The following is a 1,831-nucleotide window of genomic DNA, read 5'->3' as shown; positions in this document are numbered from 1 at the left end:
ACCTCGTCGGTCAGCGCGAACGCCCCGAGCACGGTGTCCGGAAGCCGCAGGAGGTACAGCACCACGGCACCGCGTGCCGACCAGCGTCCGGGCGCGGCTTGCGCCGCGCCCCGATGCTCCCAGGCCCTTCCCGGCCGGTGGGGCGAGAATGGGGCACGCCGACCTTCGGACCGACCAGGCGGTTGACTGGCTGCCCCCGCCGGGCCGTTGTCTACTGGCCGTGCACCTCACCCTGCCCGTACACCGGTAACCGCGGCCGGTTCGCGCCGCCCCGCCGACCCCCGCCCGCTGGACCTGGCCGCCGCGACGATGACGCTGAAAAAAGTCGCTCGGCCAGCGGACGAAGGGACGAAGCGAACAACAGCCGCTTCCCGTGGTAGGACTCAAAGACGGTACGTGCTGCACCCCGTCTCCTGTCAACCCACCCCCGGCCTGTCGTGTGTTGCGCCACGGCGTGTCGGGTCGGCGTGTCTCACTGGGTGCCCAGATGGTGACGCAGCAACGCCTGCGCCGCCGCCCGGTGCTCCTCGGCGAGCAACCCGCCGGCGGCCAGCACGTAGTCGACGTCCACGACCGCCCGGGCCGCACGGGGCAACGCCCACCCGCCCGCGTGGTCGGCCAGAACCGCCGCCAACACCTGACCGGACGCGTCGACGGGCGCGTGCCGCAGCACCCCACCGGAGCCCACCAGCAGACGCACGTCGCGCAGGTCCCGCCCGGCCCGCTCGCCGGTGGCGACACCACGGGCGTGCCGGCGCAGCGCCACCGTCGCCGCCAGGGTGGCGATCCGCGCGTCCACGGCCCGTTCGACGTCGTCGGCGGCCAGGAAGGCCGGGTCGGCCGCACGCCGGGCGGCGGCCTCGCCGAGGTCGTCGGCGTCGGTGAGCAGCCGCTCCTCGACGGCGGCGCGGACGACACCCGGGGCGCTCCACCGCATGCCCAGATCGCCCTCGACGGTGCGGGCCCGCCACAGGCTGCCGGCGACCTCCCGGCCCGGCCCGGTGGCCCGCTCGTCGGGCGTGAGGACCGAGTACACGTCGGTGGTGGCCCCACCCACGTCGACGACGGCCAGGTCACCGCCGATGGTGTCGGCGAGCACCTCCACCCCGGTCAGGACCGCGTCGGGCGTGGCCGCCCGGACCAGGCGGGTGAAACGGGTGCCCCGGGACAGTCGTTTACCGCCGATGACGTGCCGCAGGAACACCGCGCGGATCGCCGCGCGCGCCGACGCCGGCGCGAGGACCCCGATACGCGGCAGCACGTTGTCCGCGCCGCTCACCGGCACCCCGGCGGCCTCCAACAGCCCGGTCAGCTCCGCACGCACGTCGGCGTTGCCGGCCAGGACGACGGGTGTGCGCCAGCGGGCGCGGGCCAGACGGGTCGCGTTGTGGCAGATCGTGTCGGCGTCGCCGCCGTCGGTGCCACCCACCAGCAGCACCACGTCCGGGCGGGCCGCCCGCAGCGCGGTCAGGGCCGCCGCGTCGAGCCGCCCGGCGGCGGTGTGCACCACGTGCGCGCCGGCCGACAACCCGACCCGCCGGCCCGCCTGCGCGGTCACGAGGGCCTCGTAGCCGATCACGGCCAGCCGCAACCCGCCGCCGGCCGACGAGCAGACGTACCACGGCATGTCACGCGCCCCGAGCCCGGCGGTGGCCGCCGTGACCGCGGCGTCCAGGCCGCGCAGCACGTCGCTGCCCACCGTGGTGGGCGCGGCCGCCGCACCCACCAGGACACCGGCGGCCAGGTCCACCACGGCCGCCTTGGTGTACGTCGAGCCGACGTCCGCGCAGACCGCGAGGGTCATGGGTTGCCCTGTTCGCGACTGCGGGGC

Annotated in this window: 1 protein-coding gene; it reads right to left on the bottom strand. The window is 76.1% G+C overall.

The genetic code is table 11. The features are described 5' to 3' along the window. Nucleotides 1-472 precede the first annotated feature (472 nt). On the bottom strand, nucleotides 473-1,804 hold the full coding sequence (locus ABZU91_RS04090) for a glutamate mutase L (RefSeq protein WP_355233710.1): 1,332 nt from the start codon (nucleotides 1,802-1,804) through the stop codon (nucleotides 473-475). Nucleotides 1,805-1,831: the final 27 nt, after the last annotated feature.

The organism is Micromonospora sp. NPDC005174 (assembly GCF_040608495.1).
Lineage (GTDB): Bacteria > Actinomycetota > Actinomycetes > Mycobacteriales > Micromonosporaceae > Micromonospora.
Note: the sequence above shows the minus strand (reverse complement) of the source record. Positions and strands in the feature narration are given on the sequence as shown.